Source organism: Thermomonas haemolytica (assembly GCF_004346265.1).
Lineage (GTDB): Bacteria > Pseudomonadota > Gammaproteobacteria > Xanthomonadales > Xanthomonadaceae > Thermomonas > Thermomonas haemolytica.
Map to the genome: position 1 here is coordinate 71,288 of NZ_SMAP01000008.1, position 19,903 is coordinate 91,190.

Genomic DNA, 19,903 nt, shown 5'->3' on the forward strand with positions numbered 1-19,903 from the left:
CCGCGGGCGTGCGCCGCCTGCACGTCATCCAGCTCTTGCCCGCGCTGGACGCCGGTGGCGTCGAGCGCTCCACCCTGGAAATGGCGCAGGCCTTGGTGCGCGCCGGCCACCGCGCCAGCGTGGTCGCGGCCGGCGGGCGCCTGCTGCCGCAGCTAAAGGCGCTCGGCGCCGAGCACGTCGCGCTGGCCATCGGCCGCAAGTCGCCGCTGGTCCTGCGCCATCTGCCCGCACTGCGGCGCCTGTTCGCCACGGCCGACATCGTGCACGCGCGCTCGCGCCTGCCGGCCTGGCTGGCGTATCTGGCCTTGCGCGGGATGCCGGCGGCGACGCGGCCGCGGTTCGTCACCAGCGTGCACGGGCTCAACTCGCCCTCGCGCTACAGCGCCATCCTGACGTACGGCGAGCGGGTGGAATGCGTGTCCGAGGCCGTGCGCGCGCATGTGCTGCGGCACTATCCGGCGACCGACCCGGCGCGGCTGGTGGTGATCCCGCGCGGGGTCGATCCTTCGACATTTCCACGCGCGCCGCGGCCCGACCCGAAGGCGCGCGCGCGGGTGGCGCGGCGGCATCCGGAACTGGGCGGGGACGGCCCGCTGCTGCTGCTGCCCGGGCGCGGCACCCGGCTGAAGGGCCATGCCGATGCCATCGCGCTGCTGGCGCATCTGCGCGCGGACGGGCAGGACGCGCGGCTGTGGCTGGCCGGCGCGCAGCAGCCGGGGCGCGCGCGTTATGTGCGCGAACTGCGGGCGCAGGCGCACGCGGCCGGGGTGGCGCAGGCGCTGGCGATCACCGCGCCCATCGAGGCCATCGCCGAGGCGTATGCCGCCTGCGATCTGGTGTTGCAGCTGTCGCGCCAGCCGGAGGCGTTCGGGCGCACCGTGCTCGAGGCCTGGGCGGTAGGGCGGCCGGTGCTGGGCTGGGCGCATGGCGGGGTGGGCGAATCGCTGCGGCACTGGCTGCCGGAGGGCGCGATCGCGCCGTTCGATCAGGCCGCATTGCATGCACGTGTGCGCGCGTGGTGCCTGCATCCGCCGGCATTGCCGGCTACGATGCCGCCGTCGCTGCAGGCGATGCAGGAGGCAGGTTTGGCGCTCTACCACGCGGTGCTGGGGGCATGAACGAAGCGCGGATCGAACCGGCGCGCGCCCTGCGCTGGGCGCCGGCCTGGGTGCTGCTGGTGGTCGCGCTGTGGTCGCTGCACGGGATCGCGGCCGCGCTGCTGGCCGCGGGCGCGCTGGCAGGGCTGGCCGAGCTGGCGCTGCGCCGCTTCCGCGGCGGCCTGGGCCTGCTGTCGGGGCCGGCGTGGGCGCTGGCCTGCGTGCTGTTTTGCGCCTACTGGCTGCCGGAGCTGCTGTCGCTGCCGGGGGCGGCGGACCTGGGCCAGGCGGCGCGCAAGGTGCTCACCGACGTGCTGGCGCTGCCGCTGCTGTGCCTGGTGGCGATCGCGGTCGCGCGCGAAGACGGGCGGCGCCGGGTGTTTGCCGGAGTGGCGGCAATCACGCTGGCGTGGACGCTGGATGCGCTGGTTGCGGCCGTCACTGGCACCAGCCCGCTGTTCTGGCTGCTCGACCAGGGCCGGCGGGCGTTGCTGGGGCAGCCGCTGTGCCGGGCCGAGGATGTCATCGCCCCGGGGCGCCTGGCCGGGGTGTTCGGGCCGTGCAATCCCAAGCTCGGGATCGTGCTGGCCAGCCTGTCGCCGTTCGCGCTGGAGGCGGTCTGGCAGCGCGCGGGACGCCCTGGCTGGTGGCTGGCGGCGCTGGCGATCGGCGCGGTGGTGGTGCTGGCCGGCGCGCGCGCGGCGTGGCTGGCGTATGCGCTGGTGCTGCTGGGGTCGGGCTGGCGCGTGCTGGGCCGGCGTGGGCTGCTGGCGCTGGTGGCGGTGGCCGCGCTGGCGATGGTGGCGCTGGCGGTGGCGGTGCCCGCGGTGCAGGAGCGTGTGCAGCGCAGCGCGCAGGTGCTGAAGGCGCAGCCGCAGGCGGTGGACGCCGCGCTGTCCGGGCGGCTGCGGATCTGGTCGGCCGCGCTGTGCATGCTGCGCGAACATCCAGTCAACGGCGTGGGGGTGCGCGGTTTCCGCGCCGCGTTCCCGGCCTGCGATCCGCAGCCGGGCCAGGCCCCGGCCTGGGGCGAGGGCGCGGCCCTGCATGCGCACCAGCTGGTGCTGGAAGTGGCCAGCGAAACCGGCCTCATTGGCCTGCTGCTGTGGCTGGCCGGTGCCGCGCTGGCGTGGCGGGCCTGGCGCTATGCCGACCCCGCCGCGCGTGCGCGCGCGCACCCGGCAATGCTGGCGCTGGCGGTCAGCGTGTTTCCGCTGAACACCCATCTGGCCGCGTATTCGACCTTCTGGGGCGGCGTATTGCTGCTGCTGGCCGGGCTCTACGTCGGCAGCCTGTGGGGCGCGGTGGAGCCGGCGCCCGGCACGCCTCAGCGATAGCGCGAGGCGCCGTCCGGCTGGCGCTTGAAGCGGCGGTGCAGCCATAGATACTGGCTGGGCGCCTGCCGCACCATCGCTTCGATCGCCGCATTCACCGCGGTGGTATCGGCGAGCACGTCATTGGTCGGGAACGGCGCCAGCGGCGCGCCGATGCGCAGCAGGTAGCGGTCGCCCTCGCGGCGGTGGAAGAACGGCACCACCGCGCAGCCGGTCAGGCGCGCGAACTGGTGGGTGGCGGTGATGGTGGCCGCCGGGATGCCGAAGAACGGCGCGAACACGGTGTCCTTGCCGCGCATGTCCTGATCCGGCGCATACCACAGGATGCCGCCATGCTTGAGGTAGCGCAGCGCGCCGCGGGTATCGCGGTTGGCGAACATCGCGCGCGCATAGCGCAGCCGCCCGCGCAGCACCGCCCATTCCAGCACCACCCCGCGGTGCGGGCGGTACATCCCGGCCAGAGGTACGTGGTCGCACAGCAGCCGTCCGCACAGCTCCAGGGTCATGAAATGGCCCGACACCAGCAGGATGCCGCGGCCCTCTGCGCGCAGCTGTTGCAGGATTTCCAGCCCTTCGATGTGCGCCGTGGCGCGCATCGGCGCGACCTCGCCCCACCAGGCGCGCGCGAACTCGAACAGGCCGATGCCGACGTCGCGGAAATTGGCGCGCAGCAGGGCCTCGCGCGCGTCGTCGTCGAGCTCCGGCAGGCACAGCGCAAGGTTGGTGCGCGCGGCCTCGCGGCGATCCGGCAACAGGCGCAGCGCCAGCCAGCCGATGGCCGCGCCCAGCCGCCGCTGCAGCGGCCACGGCAGCCGCGCGGCGGCCATCATCAGCCCCACGCCCAGCCACTGCGGCCACAGGCGCGGCGAGAACGGCGGGCGGGGCGGCGGTTGATCGGCCATGCGGGGATTCTACCGGGCGCGCCGGCTTCGCTATCCTGTGCGAATGCGGGCCACCTTCACCGAACGCGTGCTGCGCGGCCTGTACTCGGCCGTGCTCTACCTGCTGCTGCCGATCACGCTGTACCACCTGATCTGGCGCGGCTTCCGCCAGCGCGCCTATTTCCAGCGCTGGGACGAGCGCTACGCCAGCTATGCGCAGCCGGGGGAGCCGGCGCCGGTGTGGGTGCATGCGGTGTCGGTGGGCGAGGTGAATGCCGCCGCGCCGCTGGTGGACCGCCTGCGCGCGATGCATCCCGACCTGCGCCTGGTGGTCACCACCATCACGCCTACGGGTTCCGAGCGCGTGCGCGCGTTGTGGGGCGATGCGGTCGCGCACGTCTATCTGCCGTATGACCTGCCGGGCGCGGTCGCGCGCTTTCTGCGCCACTTCCGCCCGGCGCTGGCGCTGATCGTGGAGACCGAGCTGTGGCCGAACCTGCTGTTCGGCTGTCGCGCGCACGGCATTCCCGCCTGCATCCTCAACGCGCGCCTGTCGGCACGCTCGCTGCGCGGCTACCGCCTGCTGGCACCATTGATCCGGCGCGCGCTCTCCGGGGTGCACCTGATCGCAGCGCAGTCGCCGGAGGACGCGCGCCGGTTCATCGCGTTGGGGGCCGATCCTGCACGCGTTAAGGCCACCGGCAACCTCAAGTTCGACCTGCCCCCGCTGCAGACGGAGGCGTTCGTGGCCGCGTTCCGCGCCGCGCTGGGGCGGCCGCGGCCGGTATGGATCGCGGCCAGCACCCACGAGGACGAGGAAGCCCCGGTGCTGGAAGCGCATGCGAGGCTGCGCGCGGACTACCCGGACGCGCTGCTGCTGTGGGCGCCGCGGCATCCGGAACGCTTCCGCGCCGCGGCCCAGCGCGCGCGCGAGGCCGGTTTCATGGTGGCCCAGCGCAGCGAGCAGACATGGCCGCAGGCGGATACCGAGGTGTTCGTGGTGGATACCCTGGGCGAGCTGCTGAACTTCTATGCCTGCGCGCAGGTGGCCTTCGTCGGCGGCAGCCTGCAGGCCATCGGCGGCCACAACCTGCTGGAGCCGGCGGCGACCGGGACCGCCATCCTCAGCGGCCCGCACCTGCACAACTTCGCCGACATCTCGCGCCGCCTGCGCGAGGCGCATGCGATGCAGCTGGTGGCCGATGCGCCGGCGCTGGCGCAGGCGCTGGTCCGGTTGTTCGGGCATCCGGAGGAATGCGAGGCGATGACCGGGGCCGCCCGCCGCCTGCTGGAAGAAGGTCGCGGCGCGCTGGCGCGCACCCTGGCGCTGATCGCTCCGCTGCTGCCGGACTGAGCGGCGGTACCCGCGCTGAAACGCGAAGAGCGGGCAGGGCCCGCTCTTGCGTCGAATCGGGATGCCGGTGTCCCGGCGCGCGCGGGTCAGCGCGCGGAAATGCTCTTGTCGATCGGCTTGTCCGCGGTCAGCAGGCGGTTGATGTCCTCCAGGCCCGCCACGTCCAGGGTGCCGGCGGCCTGCGCCAGCTGCAGGCGGCTGAGCAGGAAGCTGTATTTCGCCTGCGCGTAGGCCTGCTGGGCGGCGAACAGGTTGCGCTGGTTGGTCAGCACGTCCAGCACGGTACGGGTTCCCACTTCCAGCCCGACCTGGGAGGCGTCGTATGCGCTTTGCGCGGACACCACCGCCAGCCGGCGGGCTTCCACTTCGCTGATGCCGGCCATCACCGCCTGGTAGGCGCTGCGGGTGCTGCGCTCGATCGAGCGCTTGGTCTGCTCCAGCGCATCGGCGGCGGCATCGCGCTGGGCCAGGGCGGAGCGCACGTTCGACTGGGTGGCGCCGCCGGCGAAGATCGGGATGTTCAGGGTCAGGCCGACGCTGGTGGTGGCCTTGTTGGCACCGATGAAGGCCGGGTCGTACAGGCTCGGGATGGCCTTGCCGTAGGAGGCCTGCAGGCCGAGCGTGGGCAGGTGCCCGGCGCGCGCCGCCGCGACGCTCGATTCGGCCGCATCCAGGCTGGCCTGCTGCGCCTTCAGGCCGGGGTTGTTGGCCAGTGCCGTGGCCACCCAGGCATTGGCGTCCTTCTCCGCCGGCAGCGCCGGCTTGAAGTCGTCCGGCAGGGCCTTGAGGTTGCCGGTCGGGGTGTTGGTGATCTCCAGCAGGGCCTGGTAGGCGTCCTGCGCGGCGTTGCGCGCCAGCAGGGTATTGGCGCGCGCGGCGTCGTACTGGGCCTGCGCTTCGTACACGTCGGTGATCGGCGCCAGGCCGACCTCGAGGCGCTTGCTGGCGAAGTCGAACTGCTTCTTCAGCGCGGTCTCGGCGGCCTCGGCCGCGGCCAGCGTCTCCAACTGCACCAGGACGTTGAAGTAGGCCGAGGCGGTGCGGGTGATCAGGCTTTGTCCCGCGGCTTCGAGGGTGAAGCCGCTGGCGCGGTCCTGCGCCTTGGCGCCCTGCAGCGACTTGTAGCTGCCGAAGTCGAACAGCGACTGCTTGAGATTCACGCCCCAGGAGCCGGTGCGCACCGCGCCCATGCCATCGTCGTAGCGGGTGCTGCCGACGCTGCCGCCGATGTTCGGCAGCAGCACCGAGCGCGCGCGCACCGGCAGTTCCGCGGACACCGCGCGGTTGGCTTCCGCGGAGGCGTATTGCGGGTCGTTGCTGCGTGCGTTCTGGTAGCTCTGCAGCAGGTCATCCGCCTGCGCCGCGGCGGGCAGCAGGAGGGCAGCAAGGGCAAGGGCGAGCGAGCGACGCGGCATGGGGGATCCTTAAGGGGTCACAAGGTGAAGACGGGGGTGGGCTCGGCGCCCGCGAGGTAGGGCAGGTCGGTTTCGAACAACGACTCGATACGCAGGCCGTTGACGCCGGGATGCACCAGCGCCGCTTCCATCGCCGGCGAACGGCCGTGCACCACGAACATGCGGCCGCCCGCCGCCAGCCACTCGACGAAGCGTGCCGGCACCGTGGCCACCGCGCCAGTGACACAAATCACGTCGAAGGTCCGGCCCGGTGCCCACGCGAAGGCGTCCGCAGCCTGCACGCTGGCGTTGCCGACGCCCTGCGCAGCCAGACGCGCGCGCGCGGCCTCGGCCAGGTCGGGGTGGCGCTCGATGCTCACCACCTCGCGCCCCAGGCGGGCCAGGCAGGCGGCCATGTAGCCGCTGCCGGTGCCGATCTCGAGCACGCTCTCGTGTGCCTGCACGCCCAGCGCCTGCAGCGCGCGGCCTTCCAGCACCGGCTTGAGCATGGTCTCGCCGTGGCCGATCGGCAGTTCGGTGTCGGCATAGGCCAGCGCACGCAGCGCCTCGGGCACGTATGCCTCGCGCGGGACCTGCGCCAGGGTGTCCAGCACGCGCACGTCCAGCACGTCCCAGGGGCGCACCTGCTGCTCCACCATGGTTTCACGGGCGCGGGCGAAATCGATGCTCATGAGTCGGAAATCCGTTGCAGGGGACTGCGTATTGTAGTGCCGCACTCCCCGGGTTGGCGGGCAGTCTGGGCGTACTGGTACACCAGCACGCAGTGCCGGAAGTCATCGCCGCCGGCCCGGCGTGGGAAGCGTTCAGCCACGGCCATGGCCGCGGACCGCGTAGGCGCGCAGGAACAGGTCCACCACGCTGGCCACGTGCGCCTGCGCGGCCTCGCAGCAGTCGCTGCCCTCGCAGCCCAGCACCGCTTGCGCGTGCGGGTCGCCCTTGAGCAGGGCGAAGAAGTGGCCGGCGGCGCGCGCGGGGTCGTCGATCTCCAGCTCGCCGCGCGCGATGCGGTCTTCCAGCAGGCTGCGGAAGGCGGTCTTGACCCGCTCCGGGCCGGCTTCCCAGAACATCCCGGCCATGCCGCGCGCGGCCACCTGCGGCGAGCACAGGACGCGATGCCCGGCCACCGCTTCCGGGGCCATGACCATCGCGAAGAATGCCTGTCCGATCGCCAGCAGGCGCTCGCGCAGGGGGGTGCCGGGCTCCGACTCGAACAGCCGCGCCGGCAGGTTCTGCTCGCAATGCGCGCGTACCGCTTCGGCGAACAGGCTGTCCTTGTCGCCGAAGTGGCTGTACACGGTGAGCTTGGACACCCCGGCCTCGGCCGCGACCTGGTCCATGCTGACCCGCTCGAAGCCGTGCTGCACGAACATCCGCTTGGCGGCTTCCAGGATCGCCGCGCGCTTGGCGAGGTCCTTGGGGCGGCCGGGGCTGGCGGCCTTGGGCGGACTGGCGGGAGTGCGGGCGGGTTTGGAGGCGGTCATGCGCCTATAGTAAACCACCCGGTTCACATTTTGATGAATGCCTGTCGGCGCGGCTCACAGTACCCGCGGCGGCTGCCCGCCGACGATCACCACGTCGGCCGGGCGGCGTGCGAACAGGCCGACGCTGACCACCCCGGGGATCTGGTTGAGCTCGCGTTCCATCGCCACCGGGTCGGTGATGGACAGGTTGTGCACGTCCAGGATCACGTTGCCGTTGTCGGTGATGACGCCGTCGCGCCAGACCGGCTGGCCGCCGGTCATGCGCAGGATCTCGCGCGCGACCAGGCTGCGCGCCATCGGGATCACCTCCACCGGCAGCGGGAAGCGGCCCAGCACATCGACCTGTTTGCTGGGGTCGATGATGCAGACGAAGCGCGCGCTGGCCTCGGCGATGATCTTCTCGCGCGTCAGCGCGGCCCCACCGCCCTTGATCAGGCGCTTGTGGCCGTCGCACTCGTCGGCGCCGTCCACGTACAGCGCCAGCGGTCCGGCGGCGTTGAGGTCGATCACCTCGATCCCGTGCGCCTGCAGGCGCGCGGTGCTCTGCTCGGAGCTGGACACCGCGCCGGCGATGCGGTCCTTCCACGCCGCCAGCGCGTCGATGAAGTAGGCGACGGTGGAGCCGGTGCCGACCCCGACGATCATCCCGTCCTGCACGTAGTCGATGGCTTTTTCGGCGGCGAGTTTCTTGGCGTCGGACATGGCGGTTTCCGTGGGCAGGGTGCAGGGGAGGGTCAGGCGGTCGCGCGCGTGGCGCTCATTCCAGCGACAGCAGCAGCTTCCATTGCGCGGCGGTGACCGGGAATACCGACAGCCGGTTGCCGCGCGCGGTCAGGGGAAAGCCTTCGCCCAGCGCATCGGCATGGCGCTTGACCTCTTCCAGCGGGATCAGCCGCCGCAGCTTGCGCTCGAACGCCACGTCCACCAGCTGCCAGCGCGGGTTCTCGCGGCTGGAGGCGGGATCGAAGTAGTCGGACTGGGGATCGAACTGGGTGGGGTCGGGATAGGCGCGGCTGGCCACCGTGGCCAGCCCGGCGATGCCCGGAACCTTGCAGTTGGAGTGGTAGATCATCACCCCGTCGCCGAGCTGCATCCCGTCGCGCATGAAGTTGCGCGCCTGGTAGTTGCGTACGCCATTCCACGGTTCGGTGCCGACCCGCGCGAGATCGTCGATCGAGAACGTCTCCGGCTCGGTCTTCATCATCCAGTAGCGCTTGCGCGTGCCCATGCGGTGGTTCCTATCCGGTGGTCGAGGCGAGGAAGGTGGCATGTTCGCAGCAGACCGCATCCAGGCGCACGTCCCAGGCCGCCTGCGGCAGCGCGTCCACCTGCTGCGCGGAAAACGCGGCGCCGACCAGCCACGGCGGCGGCGCGGCGTGCTGGCGGAAGGCCAGGCTGCGGTCGTACCAGCCGCCGCCCATGCCCAGCCGGTGGCAGGCCGGATCGAAGCCGACCAGCGGCAGCACCACCATGGCCATGTCTTCGGCGCGCAGCGCGCCTTCGGCATGCAGGTCGGGCTCGGGGATGCCGAAGCGGTTGGTGACCAGCGGATCACCCGCGCGCCACGGCGCGAAGCGCAGGCTGCCGTCGGCGTGCAGCAGCGGCAGGCAGTACACCAGCCCCGGCGGCAACCGCAGCTGGAACGCGTGCAGGCCGATCTCGCCATCCATCGCCCAGTAGCCGCCTACGTAGCCGCTGGCGGGCAGGAACGGCAGCGCCAGCAGGCGCTCCGCCAGCGCTTCGGCGGCGGCGATGCGGGTGGCAGCGGGCAGGGCGCGGCGGCGTTCGCGCAGGGACTGGCGCAGCGCGGTGCGGTCTGGGGGCGGACTCACGCGGGGCGGGCCGGGCTGCGGGGAGGGAGGGAATGTCTCCGCCGTGGCGATGCGTGCGGAACGACCTTGAACCCGGGGTTCAAGTGGGAACGCGGGGCGGCCATCGGGCTTTCCGCTCGCGGCGGACATGCACTCCCGGCTGCCGGTGCGTCCCCAGGGTCGTCATTAAGGGACAAGGCGAATGTTGCGCACGCTGTCGCACACAGCAGAGAACGCCGACAGTATAGCCCGCCGGGTCGCCGCCGGAAGCCGTCGTGCGCGCCTGCGCACGGCGGGTTCCGGTTCACGCCAGCAGCGCGTCCAGCTTGCGGTTGGCGGCGTCGAGCAGGGCGAAGGCATCGCTCCCGGCCTGCGCGTGGCCGCCGGCGCGGCTCTGCTGCAATTCGTGCGCCAGGTTGAGCGCGGTGAGCACGGCCAGGCGATCAGCGGCGACCATCTTGTTGCCGCCGCGCAGCTCGCGCATGCGCGCGTCCAGTAGGCGCGCCGCGGCCATCAGCGAATCGCGCTCGGCCTCGCTCACGCCGACCGTGTACTCGCGGTCGAGGATGCGGACGGTGACCGGCTCGCTCACGTGTGCTGCTCCAGCGACTTCAGGCGGCCGATCATCGCCTCGACCCGGCTGCGTGCCTGCTCCTGCTTGGACAGCAGCTGCGCGCGTTCGCCCGCCATCTGTTCCACCTGCGCGCGCAGGCTGCGGTTCTCGTCCTGCAGGCGCTGCATGCGCGCGGCGAGCAGGTCGATCCGCGCCAGCAGTTTGTGCAGTTCGCCGTGCAGGTCGCGCTGGTCCATCCGCGCACCTTAGGCAGGCGCGCCGGCCCGGTCAAGCCGCGCGCCGGCGCCGGCCTGGGCATCCAGCAGGAAGCGCAGGCAGGCATCGGCGGCGAGCGGACGCGAGATCCAGTAGCCCTGTGCGATGTCGCAGGCATTGCGCTGCAGGAACGCCAGCTGGGCGGCGGTTTCCACGCCCTCCGCCACCACCTGCAGGCCGAGTGTGCGCGCCATCGCGATCACGGTGGTGGTGATGGTGGCGTCCTCGTGGTCATCGGGCGAGGCGATGCCGTCGATGAAGGCCTTGTCGATCTTCAGGGTGTTGATCGGCAGCCGGTGCAGGTAGGACAGCGAGGAATAGCCGGTGCCGAAGTCGTCCACCGCGATCGAGACGCCGAGGTCGCGGAACGCGCGCAGGCGGTCGCCGGCCAGCGCGGCATTGTCCATCAGCACGCTTTCGGTCAGCTCCAGCTCCAGCGCGGACGCGGGCAGGCCGTGCCGGCGCAGGGCGGCGGCCACCGCGTCCGGCAGCTCGCTGCGCAGCAGCTGCAGCGCGGACACATTGATCGATACCTTCAGGCGCGGATCCACGCCTGCGCGCCGCCACCCGGCCAGGGTGCGGCAGGCCGCGTCCAGCACCCATTCGCCGATCGGCACGATCAGCCCGGTTTCCTCGGCCAGCGGGATGAACTCGTCCGGGGCGATGCTGCCGTGCTCGGCGCTGTCCCAGCGCAGCAGCGCCTCCACCGCGGCGATGCGGCCGTCGGCCAGGCGCAGCTCGGGCTGGTAGGCCAGGTGCAGCTCGTCGCGCTCGATCGCCCGCCGCAGCGCGGCGATCAGGCCGGCGCGGCGGCGGCTGTCGGTCTCCATCTCCTGCAGATAGCGCACGTGGCCGCGCTTGCCGCCGCGCTTGGCGCGGTACATCGCGGTGTCCGCGTGCTTGAGCAGGTCGGTGGGTACCTGCGCGTGGTCTGGGAACAGGCTGATGCCGATCGACGGCGAGATGGTCGCTTCGTGGCGATCGTCGAGGTGCAGCGGCGCCTCGAACGCCTCGATGATCCGCTGCGCGCATTGGTCGGCCTCGGCGCCGTCGGCGATGTCCTCCAGCACCACCGCGAACTCGTCGCCGCTGATGCGCGCCACCGTGCGTCCGGGGCCGACCACGTCCTGCAGCCGGCGCGCGACCGCGCGCAGCACGCGGTCGCCGGTGGCGTGGCCCTGCGAGTCGTTGATGTCCTTGAAGTTGTCGAGGTCGAGGAACAGCAGCGCCAGCCTGCGACCGCTGCGGCGGGCCTGCACGATCGCGTGCGACAACCGCTCCGTAAGCTGGGTGCGGTTGGGCAGGTTGGTCAGCGGGTCGTAGTTGGCCAGGTAGCGCAGCTCGTGCTCGATCCGGCGGCGTTCGGTGATGTCGGAGGTCACCAGCACGTACAGCCGGCGGCGGGTGCCGGGATCGTCGATGGCGTTGCACTGCATCGCGCACAGGAAGTCGCGGCCGTCCTTGCGCCGCTGCCACATCTCGCCGCTCCAGCTGGCGTGCTCGCGGATCGCCTGGCGCGCCTGCTGGTAGAACTCGGGCGGATGGCGGTCGCCGTTGAGCAGGGAGGTGTCCTTGCCGATCACCTCCTCCAGTTCGTAGCCGCTCATGCGGCTGAACGCCGGGTTGGCGGCGACGAACTTGAACTGTTCGTCCAGCACCGCCACCGACTCGGCCATGTTGCGCAGGACCTCGGCGGCGATCTGCTGCTGGCTCTCCATCTCGCGCAGGGCGTCGATGTTGCGGGCGGTACCGGCCAGCCGCAGCACGCGGCCGGCCGCGTCGTGCGCGATCGCGCGCCCGCGGGCGCGCATCCACTGCCACTGCCCGTTCTCGCCGCGGATGCGGTGCTCGGACACGAAGATCGGGGTTTCCCCGCGCAGGTAGGCCACCAACCGGTCGCGCACCCCGGGCAGATCGTCCGGGTGGATGCGTGGATCGTCGTCCAGCACGGTGTGCATGGCCAGGTCGTCGGCCTGGCCGGGTGCGGCGCGGGTGATCTCCAGCGTGCGTGCGCGCAGGTCGAACTGCCAGTACAGCTCGTTCGAGGCCCACAGCGCCAGCCGCAGGCGCTGCTCGCGTTCCTGCAGCAGCCGCAGGTGCGCCTGCTGGTCGCGCGCGCGCCGGCGGTGCACTTCCAGCGCCAGCCAGGCCAGCAGCAGCACCAGCATCGCCAGCAGCAGGATCAGGCCGTCGTTGATGCCGTTTCCGTCGTTGCCGGCGTGCACGCCCAGCGGCGCCAGCAGCAGGCCGGCGGGCCAGGGCGAACGCGGCGTGGAAGGAGCCCCCATGCGCGGAGTGTAGGCGGCCCGCTTCCGCTGCAACAAGCGCCGGCGGCGGGTTGCTACACTGCCGGCTCCCCCGCCGAGGCCTTGCAAGTGAGTGCGATCGAGTTGCCGGATTGGAACGAAGTGGCGCAGGCCGCCGACCGCCTGGCCCTGGCCAGCTCCCCGGCCGAACTCCACGGCGCGCTGTGCGGCTGGCTGGCCGCCGGCGGCGCGGATGCGCCCGACTGGCCGGCGCGGGTGATGGCCGATCCCGGCGTGCCCGCGCCGCAGGCGGGCGATGCCCTGGACCGCCTGCGCAGCGCCAGCGTCGCCCAGCTCGGCGATGCCGATTTCGGCTTCACCCTGCTGCTGCCGGACGGCGAGCCGCCGGTGGTGCGCGCCGCCGCGCTGTTCGCCTGGTGCCGCGCCTTCCTCGGCGGGTTCGGGCTGGCGGTGGAGGGCAAGCCGCTGTCGGAGGAGGGACAGGAAGCGTTGCGCGACCTCGCCAGTCTGGGCGCGGCGCAGATCGACGCCAACGACGACGGCAGCGACGAGGAAGCCCTGGTCGAGATCGAGGAGTACCTGCGCATGGCGGTCCTGCTGCTGCACGCCGATTGCGCGCTCGGGCCGCAGCACCGCGCGCGCCTGCACTGACGGGCCCGCGATGCAGGCCGGCAGCGCCCGCACCCGCAAGCTCCTGGCCCGGCGCCGGCAGGCGCTGATGCAGGCCGCCGGCGGCGAGGCCATCCTGATCCTGCCCGCGGCACCGGAACGCATCCGCAGCCGCGACACCCACTATCCCTATCGCCAGGATTCGGACTTCTGGTACCTCACCGGCTGCGCCGAGCCCGAGGCGGTGCTGGTGCTGGTGCCCGGCCGCCGCCACGGCGAGGCGATCCTGTTCTGCCGCGAGCGCGATCCCGAGCGCGAAGGGTGGGACGGCCCGCGGCTGGGGCCGGAAGGCGCGGTGGACGCGCTCGGGCTGGACGATGCCTACCCGATCGGCGACATCGACGACATCCTGCCCGGCCTGCTGGAAGGCCGGCGCCGGGTGTACTACCACCTCGGCCGCGACGCCGAGTTCGACCTCAAGCTGATCGGCTGGCTCAATCGCGTGCGCGCGCAGGCGCGCCAGGGCGCGCAGCCGCCGCAGGAGTTCCTGGAACTGGGCCACCTGCTGGACGAAATGCGCCTGTTCAAGTCGGCCGAGGAGGTCGCGCTGATGCAGAAGGCGGCCGACATCAGCGTGGAGGCGCACCGCGCCGCGATCCGCGCGGCGCGCCCTGGCATCCACGAATACGAACTGCAGGCGGAGCTGGAATACGTGTTCCGCCGGCATGGGGCGCAGCCGGCCTATCCCAGCATCGTCGGCGCCGGCGCCAATGCCTGCATCCTGCATTACACCGCCAATGCCGCCAGGGCGCGCGCCGGCGAGCTGGTGCTGATCGACGCCGGTGCCGAATACGCCGGTTACGCCGCCGACATCACCCGCACCTTCCCGGTCTCCGGCCGCTTCACCCGCGCCCAGTGTGCGCTGCACGAGCTGGTCTGCCGCGCGCAGGCGGCGGCGCTGGCGCAGGCGTGCCCGGGGCGGCCGTATGCCGCGATCCACGAGGCGGCGGTGCAGACCCTGGCCGAGGGCCTGCTCTCGCTCGGGCTGCTGCGCGGCACGCTGGAGGACGTCATCGCCAGCGGTGACTACCAGCGCTACTACCGGCACAAGACCGGGCACTGGCTGGGGCTGGACGTGCACGATGTCGGCGAATACCGGATCGACGGCGCCTCGCGCCTGCTGGAGCCGGGCATGGTGCTGACCATCGAGCCGGGGCTGTACATCCCCGCCGATGATGCGACGGTGGCGCCGGAGTGGCGCGGCATCGGCATCCGCATCGAGGACGACGTGCTCATCACCCAGGGCGGCCACCGCGTGCTCACCGCCGCGCTGGAGCGCAGCGCGGAGGAGATGGAAGCGCTGATGGCGGGCTGAGCGCGCCGCCTGCGTGGCGGCGGATGCCCGGTGCCGTCAGGGTGCCGTCAGGCCTCCGCGAACGCCTCGCGGGTCAGGTTGATCGGCGCATCCTCGGTGCACACCACATCGTCCTCGATGCGGATGCCCCCATACGGCTTGAACGCGGCCACCCGCTCCCAGTCCACGGCATCGCCCAGGCCCTTGGCCTGCAGTTCGTCCAGCAGCATATCGATGAAGTAGATCCCCGGCTCGATGGTCACCACCATCCCCGGCGCCAGGGTGCGCGTCAGGCGCAGATAGGGGTGGCCTTCGGGCTTGGCGATGGTGCCGCCGGCATCGGAGGCGGCGAAGCCGGCCACGTCGTGCACCTGCAGGCCGATCCCGTGGCCGATGCCGTGCGGGAAGAACGCGCTGGAGATGCCGCGCGCGACGGCCTCCTCCGGCGCCACCGTGATGAGGCCGGACTCGTGCAGCACGCCGGCCAGCAGCAGGTGGGCGTCGAGGTGGATCTGCCGATAGTCGGTGCCGGCGCGGACCTGGTCGCACAGCCGCAGTTGCACCGCATCCACCGCGCGGATCATCGCCGCGAAGTCATCCTCCTGCGCCGAATAGGTGCGGGTGATGTCGCTGGCGTAGCCGCCGAAGCTGGCGCCGGCGTCGATCAGGATGCTGCGCAGCGGCTTTGGCGGCAGGCGGTCGCGCAGGGTGTAGTGCAGCACTGCCGCATGTTCATTGAGCGCGATGATGTTGCCGTAGGGCAGGTCGTTGGCGTCCTGCCCCGCGGCCTGGCAGTAGGCCAGGTGGATGCCGAACTCGCTGGCGCCGGCGCGGAACGCGCGTTCGGCCGCGCGATGGGCGCGCACGCCGATGCGGCTGGCCTGGCGCAGCATCGCCACCTCGTAGGGCGTCTTGAAGGCGCGGTGGTAGTCCAGATACTGCAGCACCGGCTCCGGGTTGTTGGGTACATAGCTGCCCAGCGCGCTCTGCGGCTCGCCGAGGATGGCGCAGCGGAATACCGGAGGCAGCAGGCGCGCGGCCTCCTCCGGGGTGCGGATCACCGTGATGTCGAAGTGCTCGACCCAGTAATCGCGCGGCATCGCCGGCACCGCGTGCCAGTAATCGTGCGGCTGCAGGAAAATGAGCGCCGGCCGCTTGCCCGGGGTGATCACCAGCCAGCTGCCCGGCGCCTGGGTCAGCGGCAGCCAGGCCTTGAACTGCGGGTTCACCGCGTAGGGATAGTCGCGATCGTCGAAGGCCTGGTAGTGCAGGGTGCCGCTGGGGATCACCAGATGATCGAAACCGCCACGGCGCAGCGCCTCGGCGGCGCGCTCCTGCAGGACGGAGAGGTGGGCGGGGTACAGGGCAGCGGGCGTGTGCGGGGACAGCGGCGCGGAGATCGTCATCGGGCGGTACCGGCGGTCGTGGGGAAGCCCGATTCTCGCGCATCCCGCGGTGCCGCGCAGGCGCCTCAGTCCTCCGCCTGGGCCACCCACAGGCGCAGGCGCTGCAGCGCCTCGGGAGAAAGTCCGAGGAAGCGCATGCCCACCCAGGACTGCCCGGGCGCGCCAGCCTTGTCCTGCCACAGCACGTGCGCGCCGACCTCCAGCGCGGGCGCGCCGGGCGCCTGGTCGGGCAGCTGGAACCGGAACTGGAACAGGGCGTCGTCGGGCAGGCGGCGATTGGCGATCAGCAGCATGCCACCGACCGAGACGTTGCCGAGGTAGCCGACCGGCTCCTCGAGGATGGTGTCGAACACTTCGACCATGCCGGGCACGCTGCGGCGGGCCTGGCGGCGGGATTCAATTCCCATCGGTGGGCTCCATGCCGGTGGCGTCGGAATCGCCTTGGCCGATCCGTTGCAGGCTGGCGAGGGTGGCGTCCCAGGCCATTTCGGCCGGGCTCGGGTCGCCGTCCAGCAGGCGCAGGTTGCCGGCGGCGAGCATCCGCGCCAGCACGTCCAGGTCCTCGCCGCTGGCGCGCTGGCCACGGCGGTTGACCAGCAGCGCCTGCGACGTCTGCGTGCTGGCCCAGGCCAGCCGGCGCCGCAGCGGGAAGTCGCTGGCGTCCAGCAGTTCCACCCAGGCCGGGGTCTGCAACGCGCGCAGGCGGTCGCGCGCCGCCAGCTCGGTAGGCGCCAGCGGTGCCGGCGGTTCCAGCGCCACCTCGTTGCCTTCGCCCAGGCGCGCGCGCGCGCGCAGCTGCACCAGCAATTCCGTGCGCGAGGCAAGGTCGCCTTCCTGCGCGCCGCCGTGGCCCAGCTGGTGGGCGATGGTGGTGGCGTCCTCGGCGTGGTAGCCGACCTGCTCGAGTGCGCCGCGGATCTGCGCGGCCAGGGCATCGTCGCCGGCGGCCGCGGCTTCGCCGGTGGCGAGGTCGATGATGCGCGCGCTGGTGGCGAGCACGTCCCGCCAGGCCTCGGAGGCTTCGCCGCTGCGCAGGTGGGTCAGCGCCAGCACGTCGATCCACGCCTGTTCGATCAGGATGGCCTGGAACCGCGGCAGGCTGCGCCCATGCAGCAGCCGCTGCACTTCCTCGTTCGCGCGCTGGCGGGCCAGCGCCAGTTTCTCGCGCCCGCGCGCGGCCTCCACTTGCCGGCGTTCGGTCATTTCCGCCTTGCGCGCCTGCGCCTGCAGGCCGGATTGCAGGGTGCGGTTGGCCTCGATGAAGGTGTCCAGCGCGCCCTCGCTGTCCTGCTGCACCGCCGCCACCGCGCGCTGCAGCAGGCCCAGCCACTGGCTGTCGAGGTCGTCCTCGGCCAGCCAGCGCGCGCCGGCCAGCGAGACCGCGTTCAGCAGCTGGCGCGCCGGATGCGCCGGGTCGGTGAAGAAGCGCTGGTCGCGCAGGGCCAACTGCGCCAGCGGCAGGCGCAGGCGCTCGACCAGGGTCTCGCCGGGGCTGTGCCGGCGCAGTTCGCGCTGCAGCTGGGTGAGGTAGAGCGCGAGCAGGTCGAAGCTGTCGTTGTCGATGTCGGACAGCGCCACCCCGTGGCCGTGCAGCTGGCGCGCCTGCGCCAGCAGGATCTGGCGGTAATCGGCCAGGCTTTCGGCCTTGGTGGCGGTGCTGCGCATGCGTTGCAGCGCGCCCAGTACCTCGTCTGCGCGCAGGGTTTCGCGCACGCGCTCGTCCACCCCGCCGGGGCGCAGCTTGGCCAGCAGCAGGCGGCGCCGGTGCAGCAGGCCTTGCAGGGCGTTGAAGGCGGGATTGGTCGGGCGCCCGGCGCGGCCGCCCGTGAAGGCGAGCGGGACGCCGGCACCCGCCCCGGGCGCAGCGCCACCGGCCATGCCGGCGCCGGGGCTGCCCGCGGCATGGCCGGGCCCGCCATGGCCGGGCGTGCGGCCCGTGGCGCCGCCTTCCGTGCCGCGCGCCTCGCGCTGGCCGGCAGCGGATGGCGCGTTCGCGCCCTTGTCGTCCAGCAGGGTGGACGGCGCGGCCGATCCCGGGCGCACCCGCACCGGGACGAAGCTCAGGAACGGCAGGATCCCGTCCTGGGCCAGGCGCGCATTGGCCGCCTCCAGCATCGGCGGGTAGAACTCCGCCATCGCCTTTTCGAACTGCTGGAACAGCTGCAGGCGTGCGTAGCGCGACAGCTCCAGCCCGTCCGCGGCGTCGGCCAGGGCGTTGCAGAGCGCATACGGCCCCAGCGGCAGCGCCTCGCCCTCCAGCGCCGGCGCGGCCGCCAGCACGCCCAGCCGATGGCCCAGCAGCTGCAGGGCCAGGCTGTTGCGGGCTTCCATCCGGCTGGCCATGTTCTGCAGCGTGGTTTCGTCGCTGAGCTCGTCGTCCTCCAGCAGCCTCAACTCGGTGAACGAGGCGGCGTCGGCTTTGGCATGCGCCGCGCGTGCGGCCTGCAGGGTGGCCAGCGAGGCTTCGACCTGGGCCATGAAGCGGGTGGTGAACGCATGGCCGCCGCGGCCGAGGCTGCGGATCGCGGCCAGGCGCGCGGTTTCCAGCGCCGGCTCGCTGCTGGGGGTGGCGCGGCTCAGGCCAAGCTCGGTGTCCTGCAGCAGCTGCGGCAGCTGTTGCCCCATCTCCGCGCGTACGTCCACCAGCAGGCGTTCCAATGCCTGCCGCGCGCGCCGGGGCAGCGCGGCCTCGGCGAGCGTCGCGGGTGGCTTCCGGGTTGTGCTGGCCGCGATCGTCACTGCAGTTGCGCCCCCTGCGCTCCGGCAACGCCCGCATGGTATGCGCGATCGCCATGCGCCTCAATCGCAGGCGCTCCGGCGGTCGGCCGCCCCCGGGAGTGGCCGCCGGCCGGCGCGGTCGCGCCTTTGGCTGCGGTCGTGGCCTCAGTCAAGAAACAGACCCACCACGTCATTGGTGAAGCGGCGGCCGAGTTCGGTGGGGCGCAGCCAGTCGGGGTCGTCCTCCAGCCAGCCGCGCGCGCGCGCGGTGGCCAGGCGCGCGGCGATGGCCGCGCGCGGCAGCCCGGTGCGCGCCTCGAACAGCGCCAGCGGCACCCCGGCGTTCAGGCGCAGGGCATTGAGCATGAAGTCGAACGGCAGGCGCGCTTCGGCCAGGGTTTCATCGCCGCCGATCGCCGCCGCGGTGCCGGCTTTCTCCAGGTACAGCAGCGGATGCCGGATCTTCCAGCGGCGCATGACCTGCTGTTGCGCGCCCAGGGTCAGCTTGCCGTGGGCGCCGGCCCCGATCCCCAGGTAGTCGCCGAACTGCCAGTAGTTGAGGTTGTGCCGGCATTGGCGCCCTTCCCGCGCATAGGCACTGACTTCGTACTGGGCGAAGCCGGCCGTGGCCAGCTGCGCCTGGCAGGCCTCCTGCATGTCCCAGGCGGCGTCGATGTCGGGCAGGTCCTGCGGCGGGCGCGCGGCGAAGCGGGTGCCCGGCTCCAGGGTCAGCTGGTAATGGCTGATGTGCGCAGGCTGCAGGTCCAGCGCGCGCGCGATGTCGTCCACCGCCATCGCCAGGGTCTGCCCCGGCAGCGCGTACATCAGGTCGAGGTTGAGGTTGTCGAGGCCGGCGTCCTGCGCCGCCTTGACCGCGCGCTCGGCGTCGCCGCTGGAGTGGATCCGCCCCAGCCGCTGCAGGCAGCCATCGTCGAAGCTCTGCACGCCGAAGCTCAGGCGGTTCACGCCGGCCGCGCGGTAGCCGGCGAACGGGCCGTGTTCGACGGTGCCGGGGTTGGTCTCCAGGGTGATCTCGATGTCGGGCGCAAAGCGCAGCCGTGCGGCTGCGCCCTGCAGGAAGCGGTCGATCGCCTGCGGCGGGAACAGCGAGGGCGTGCCGCCGCCGAAGAACACGCTGTGCACCACCCGGCCCCAGGCCAGCGGCAGGTCGAAATCGAGGTCGCGCAGCAGGGCATCGACGTAGGCGTCGAACGGCGGCGCGCCCTTGTGCTCGTGCGAGTTGAAGTCGCAGTACGGGCATTTGCGCACGCACCAGGGCAGGTGCACGTACAGTGCAAGCGGCGGTGGGGTGAGCATGGTCTGCATTGCAGCAGCAGGGTCGGACAT

Annotated in this window: 19 protein-coding genes and 1 other RNA gene; 5 read left to right on the forward strand and 15 right to left on the reverse strand. The window is 72.3% G+C overall.

Translation table 11 applies throughout. The features are described 5' to 3' along the window. The first annotated feature begins 8 nt into the window (after window positions 1-8). Window positions 9-1,118 (forward strand): glycosyltransferase, encoded by a 1,110-nt coding sequence (locus tag EDC34_RS09905; protein ID WP_114960629.1) that lies wholly within the window; start codon window positions 9-11, stop codon window positions 1,116-1,118. Continuing rightward, window positions 1,115-2,434 (forward strand): O-antigen ligase family protein, encoded by a 1,320-nt coding sequence (locus EDC34_RS09910; protein ID WP_114960628.1) that lies wholly within the window; start codon window positions 1,115-1,117, stop codon window positions 2,432-2,434. Before EDC34_RS09905 ends, EDC34_RS09910 begins: the two co-directional genes overlap by 4 nt. Here the strand turns inward: EDC34_RS09910 and lpxL are convergent. Next, window positions 2,425-3,333: an LpxL/LpxP family Kdo(2)-lipid IV(A) lauroyl/palmitoleoyl acyltransferase gene (gene lpxL, locus EDC34_RS09915; protein ID WP_114960627.1), complete on the reverse strand. Its 909-nt coding sequence runs from the start codon at window positions 3,331-3,333 to the stop codon at window positions 2,425-2,427. The genes EDC34_RS09910 and lpxL overlap by 10 nt on opposite strands. Window positions 3,334-3,376: 43 nt before the next feature. Here lpxL and waaA point away from each other — a divergent pair, with 43 nt between their 5' ends. Further along, window positions 3,377-4,666, forward strand: a complete 1,290-nt coding sequence (gene waaA, locus EDC34_RS09920; protein ID WP_114960626.1) for a lipid IV(A) 3-deoxy-D-manno-octulosonic acid transferase — start codon at window positions 3,377-3,379, stop codon at window positions 4,664-4,666. Window positions 4,667-4,752: 86 nt separating this feature from the next. Here the strand turns inward: waaA and EDC34_RS09925 are convergent, their stop codons facing one another. From EDC34_RS09925 to EDC34_RS09970, 10 genes are all read right to left on the reverse strand, one after another. Beyond that, a complete protein-coding gene (locus tag EDC34_RS09925) occupies window positions 4,753-6,081 on the reverse strand; it encodes a TolC family outer membrane protein (RefSeq protein ID WP_114960625.1) in 1,329 nt (442 codons plus the stop codon). 17 nt (window positions 6,082-6,098) lie between these two features. Continuing rightward, window positions 6,099-6,752, reverse strand: coding sequence for a protein-L-isoaspartate O-methyltransferase family protein (locus EDC34_RS09930; protein ID WP_114960624.1), 654 nt, complete (start codon window positions 6,750-6,752; stop codon window positions 6,099-6,101). Between the two features lie 132 nt (window positions 6,753-6,884). Further along, on the reverse strand, window positions 6,885-7,562 hold the full coding sequence (locus tag EDC34_RS09935; RefSeq protein ID WP_114960623.1) for a TetR/AcrR family transcriptional regulator: 678 nt from the start codon (window positions 7,560-7,562) through the stop codon (window positions 6,885-6,887). A 54-nt stretch (window positions 7,563-7,616) separates the two neighbouring features. Then, on the reverse strand, window positions 7,617-8,264 hold the full coding sequence (rpiA, locus tag EDC34_RS09940; protein ID WP_114960622.1) for a ribose-5-phosphate isomerase RpiA: 648 nt from the start codon (window positions 8,262-8,264) through the stop codon (window positions 7,617-7,619). Window positions 8,265-8,319: 55 nt separating this feature from the next. After that, complete coding sequence (locus EDC34_RS09945) at window positions 8,320-8,790, reverse strand: EVE domain-containing protein (RefSeq protein ID WP_114960621.1); 471 nt, start codon at window positions 8,788-8,790, stop codon at window positions 8,320-8,322. A gap of 10 nt (window positions 8,791-8,800) precedes the next feature. Next, window positions 8,801-9,394, reverse strand: a complete 594-nt coding sequence (locus EDC34_RS09950; RefSeq protein ID WP_240311111.1) for a 5-formyltetrahydrofolate cyclo-ligase — start codon at window positions 9,392-9,394, stop codon at window positions 8,801-8,803. Window positions 9,395-9,425: 31 nt separating this feature from the next. Beyond that, window positions 9,426-9,609: non-coding RNA, 6S RNA (gene ssrS / locus EDC34_RS09955), on the reverse strand. A gap of 68 nt (window positions 9,610-9,677) precedes the next feature. Further along, window positions 9,678-9,965, reverse strand: a complete 288-nt coding sequence (locus tag EDC34_RS09960; RefSeq protein ID WP_114960620.1) for a cell division protein ZapA — start codon at window positions 9,963-9,965, stop codon at window positions 9,678-9,680. Further along, complete coding sequence (locus EDC34_RS09965; RefSeq protein ID WP_114960619.1) at window positions 9,962-10,183, reverse strand: TIGR02449 family protein; 222 nt, start codon at window positions 10,181-10,183, stop codon at window positions 9,962-9,964. Before EDC34_RS09965 ends, EDC34_RS09960 begins: the two co-directional genes overlap by 4 nt. 9 nt (window positions 10,184-10,192) lie before the next feature. Continuing rightward, window positions 10,193-12,490, reverse strand: coding sequence for a putative bifunctional diguanylate cyclase/phosphodiesterase (locus EDC34_RS09970; RefSeq protein WP_114960618.1), 2,298 nt, complete (start codon window positions 12,488-12,490; stop codon window positions 10,193-10,195). A gap of 96 nt (window positions 12,491-12,586) precedes the next feature. Here EDC34_RS09970 and EDC34_RS09975 point away from each other — a divergent pair, with 96 nt between their 5' ends. After that, window positions 12,587-13,120: a UPF0149 family protein gene (locus tag EDC34_RS09975; protein ID WP_114960687.1), complete on the forward strand. Its 534-nt coding sequence runs from the start codon at window positions 12,587-12,589 to the stop codon at window positions 13,118-13,120. 10 nt (window positions 13,121-13,130) lie between these two features. Next, window positions 13,131-14,453 (forward strand): aminopeptidase P N-terminal domain-containing protein, encoded by a 1,323-nt coding sequence (locus tag EDC34_RS09980; protein ID WP_114960617.1) that lies wholly within the window; start codon window positions 13,131-13,133, stop codon window positions 14,451-14,453. Window positions 14,454-14,500: 47 nt separating this feature from the next. Here the strand turns inward: EDC34_RS09980 and pepQ are convergent, their stop codons facing one another. The 4 genes from pepQ to hemW all read right to left on the reverse strand — a co-directional run bounded on the left by pepQ (window position 14,501) and on the right by hemW (window position 19,903). Beyond that, window positions 14,501-15,838 carry a Xaa-Pro dipeptidase gene (pepQ, locus tag EDC34_RS09985; protein WP_205388074.1) on the reverse strand — a complete coding sequence of 446 codons (1,338 nt, stop codon included), beginning with the start codon at window positions 15,836-15,838 and terminating at the stop codon, window positions 14,501-14,503. A 65-nt stretch (window positions 15,839-15,903) separates the two neighbouring features. Next, on the reverse strand, window positions 15,904-16,245 hold the full coding sequence (locus EDC34_RS09990) for a PilZ domain-containing protein (protein WP_114960616.1): 342 nt from the start codon (window positions 16,243-16,245) through the stop codon (window positions 15,904-15,906). After that, window positions 16,235-18,577 (reverse strand): DUF1631 family protein, encoded by a 2,343-nt coding sequence (locus EDC34_RS09995; RefSeq protein ID WP_162797708.1) that lies wholly within the window; start codon window positions 18,575-18,577, stop codon window positions 16,235-16,237. Before EDC34_RS09995 ends, EDC34_RS09990 begins: the two co-directional genes overlap by 11 nt. A gap of 144 nt (window positions 18,578-18,721) precedes the next feature. Continuing rightward, a complete protein-coding gene (gene hemW, locus EDC34_RS10000) occupies window positions 18,722-19,903 on the reverse strand; it encodes a radical SAM family heme chaperone HemW (RefSeq protein WP_240311110.1) in 1,182 nt (393 codons plus the stop codon).

Bases quoted from the DNA above. Each gene is read 5' to 3' on its own strand.
- EDC34_RS09910 (WP_114960628.1), top strand. From the start codon at position 1,115: ATGAACGAAGCGCGGATCGAACCGGCGCGCGCCCTGCGCTGGGCGCCG.
- lpxL (WP_114960627.1), bottom strand. From the start codon at position 3,333: ATGGCCGATCAACCGCCGCCCCGCCCGCCGTTCTCGCCGCGCCTGTGG.
- waaA (WP_114960626.1), top strand. From the start codon at position 3,377: ATGCGGGCCACCTTCACCGAACGCGTGCTGCGCGGCCTGTACTCGGCC.
- EDC34_RS09925 (WP_114960625.1), bottom strand. From the start codon at position 6,081: ATGCCGCGTCGCTCGCTCGCCCTTGCCCTTGCTGCCCTCCTGCTGCCC.
- EDC34_RS09930 (WP_114960624.1), bottom strand. From the start codon at position 6,752: ATGAGCATCGATTTCGCCCGCGCCCGTGAAACCATGGTGGAGCAGCAG.
- EDC34_RS09935 (WP_114960623.1), bottom strand. From the start codon at position 7,562: ATGACCGCCTCCAAACCCGCCCGCACTCCCGCCAGTCCGCCCAAGGCC.
- rpiA (WP_114960622.1), bottom strand. From the start codon at position 8,264: ATGTCCGACGCCAAGAAACTCGCCGCCGAAAAAGCCATCGACTACGTG.
- EDC34_RS09945 (WP_114960621.1), bottom strand. From the start codon at position 8,790: ATGGGCACGCGCAAGCGCTACTGGATGATGAAGACCGAGCCGGAGACG.
- EDC34_RS09965 (WP_114960619.1), bottom strand. From the start codon at position 10,183: ATGGACCAGCGCGACCTGCACGGCGAACTGCACAAACTGCTGGCGCGG.
- EDC34_RS09970 (WP_114960618.1), bottom strand. From the start codon at position 12,490: ATGGGGGCTCCTTCCACGCCGCGTTCGCCCTGGCCCGCCGGCCTGCTG.
- EDC34_RS09980 (WP_114960617.1), top strand. From the start codon at position 13,131: ATGCAGGCCGGCAGCGCCCGCACCCGCAAGCTCCTGGCCCGGCGCCGG.
- pepQ (WP_205388074.1), bottom strand. From the start codon at position 15,838: ATGACGATCTCCGCGCCGCTGTCCCCGCACACGCCCGCTGCCCTGTAC.
- EDC34_RS09990 (WP_114960616.1), bottom strand. From the start codon at position 16,245: ATGGGAATTGAATCCCGCCGCCAGGCCCGCCGCAGCGTGCCCGGCATG.
- hemW (WP_240311110.1), bottom strand. From the start codon at position 19,903: ATGTCCGACCCTGCTGCTGCAATGCAGACCATGCTCACCCCACCGCCG.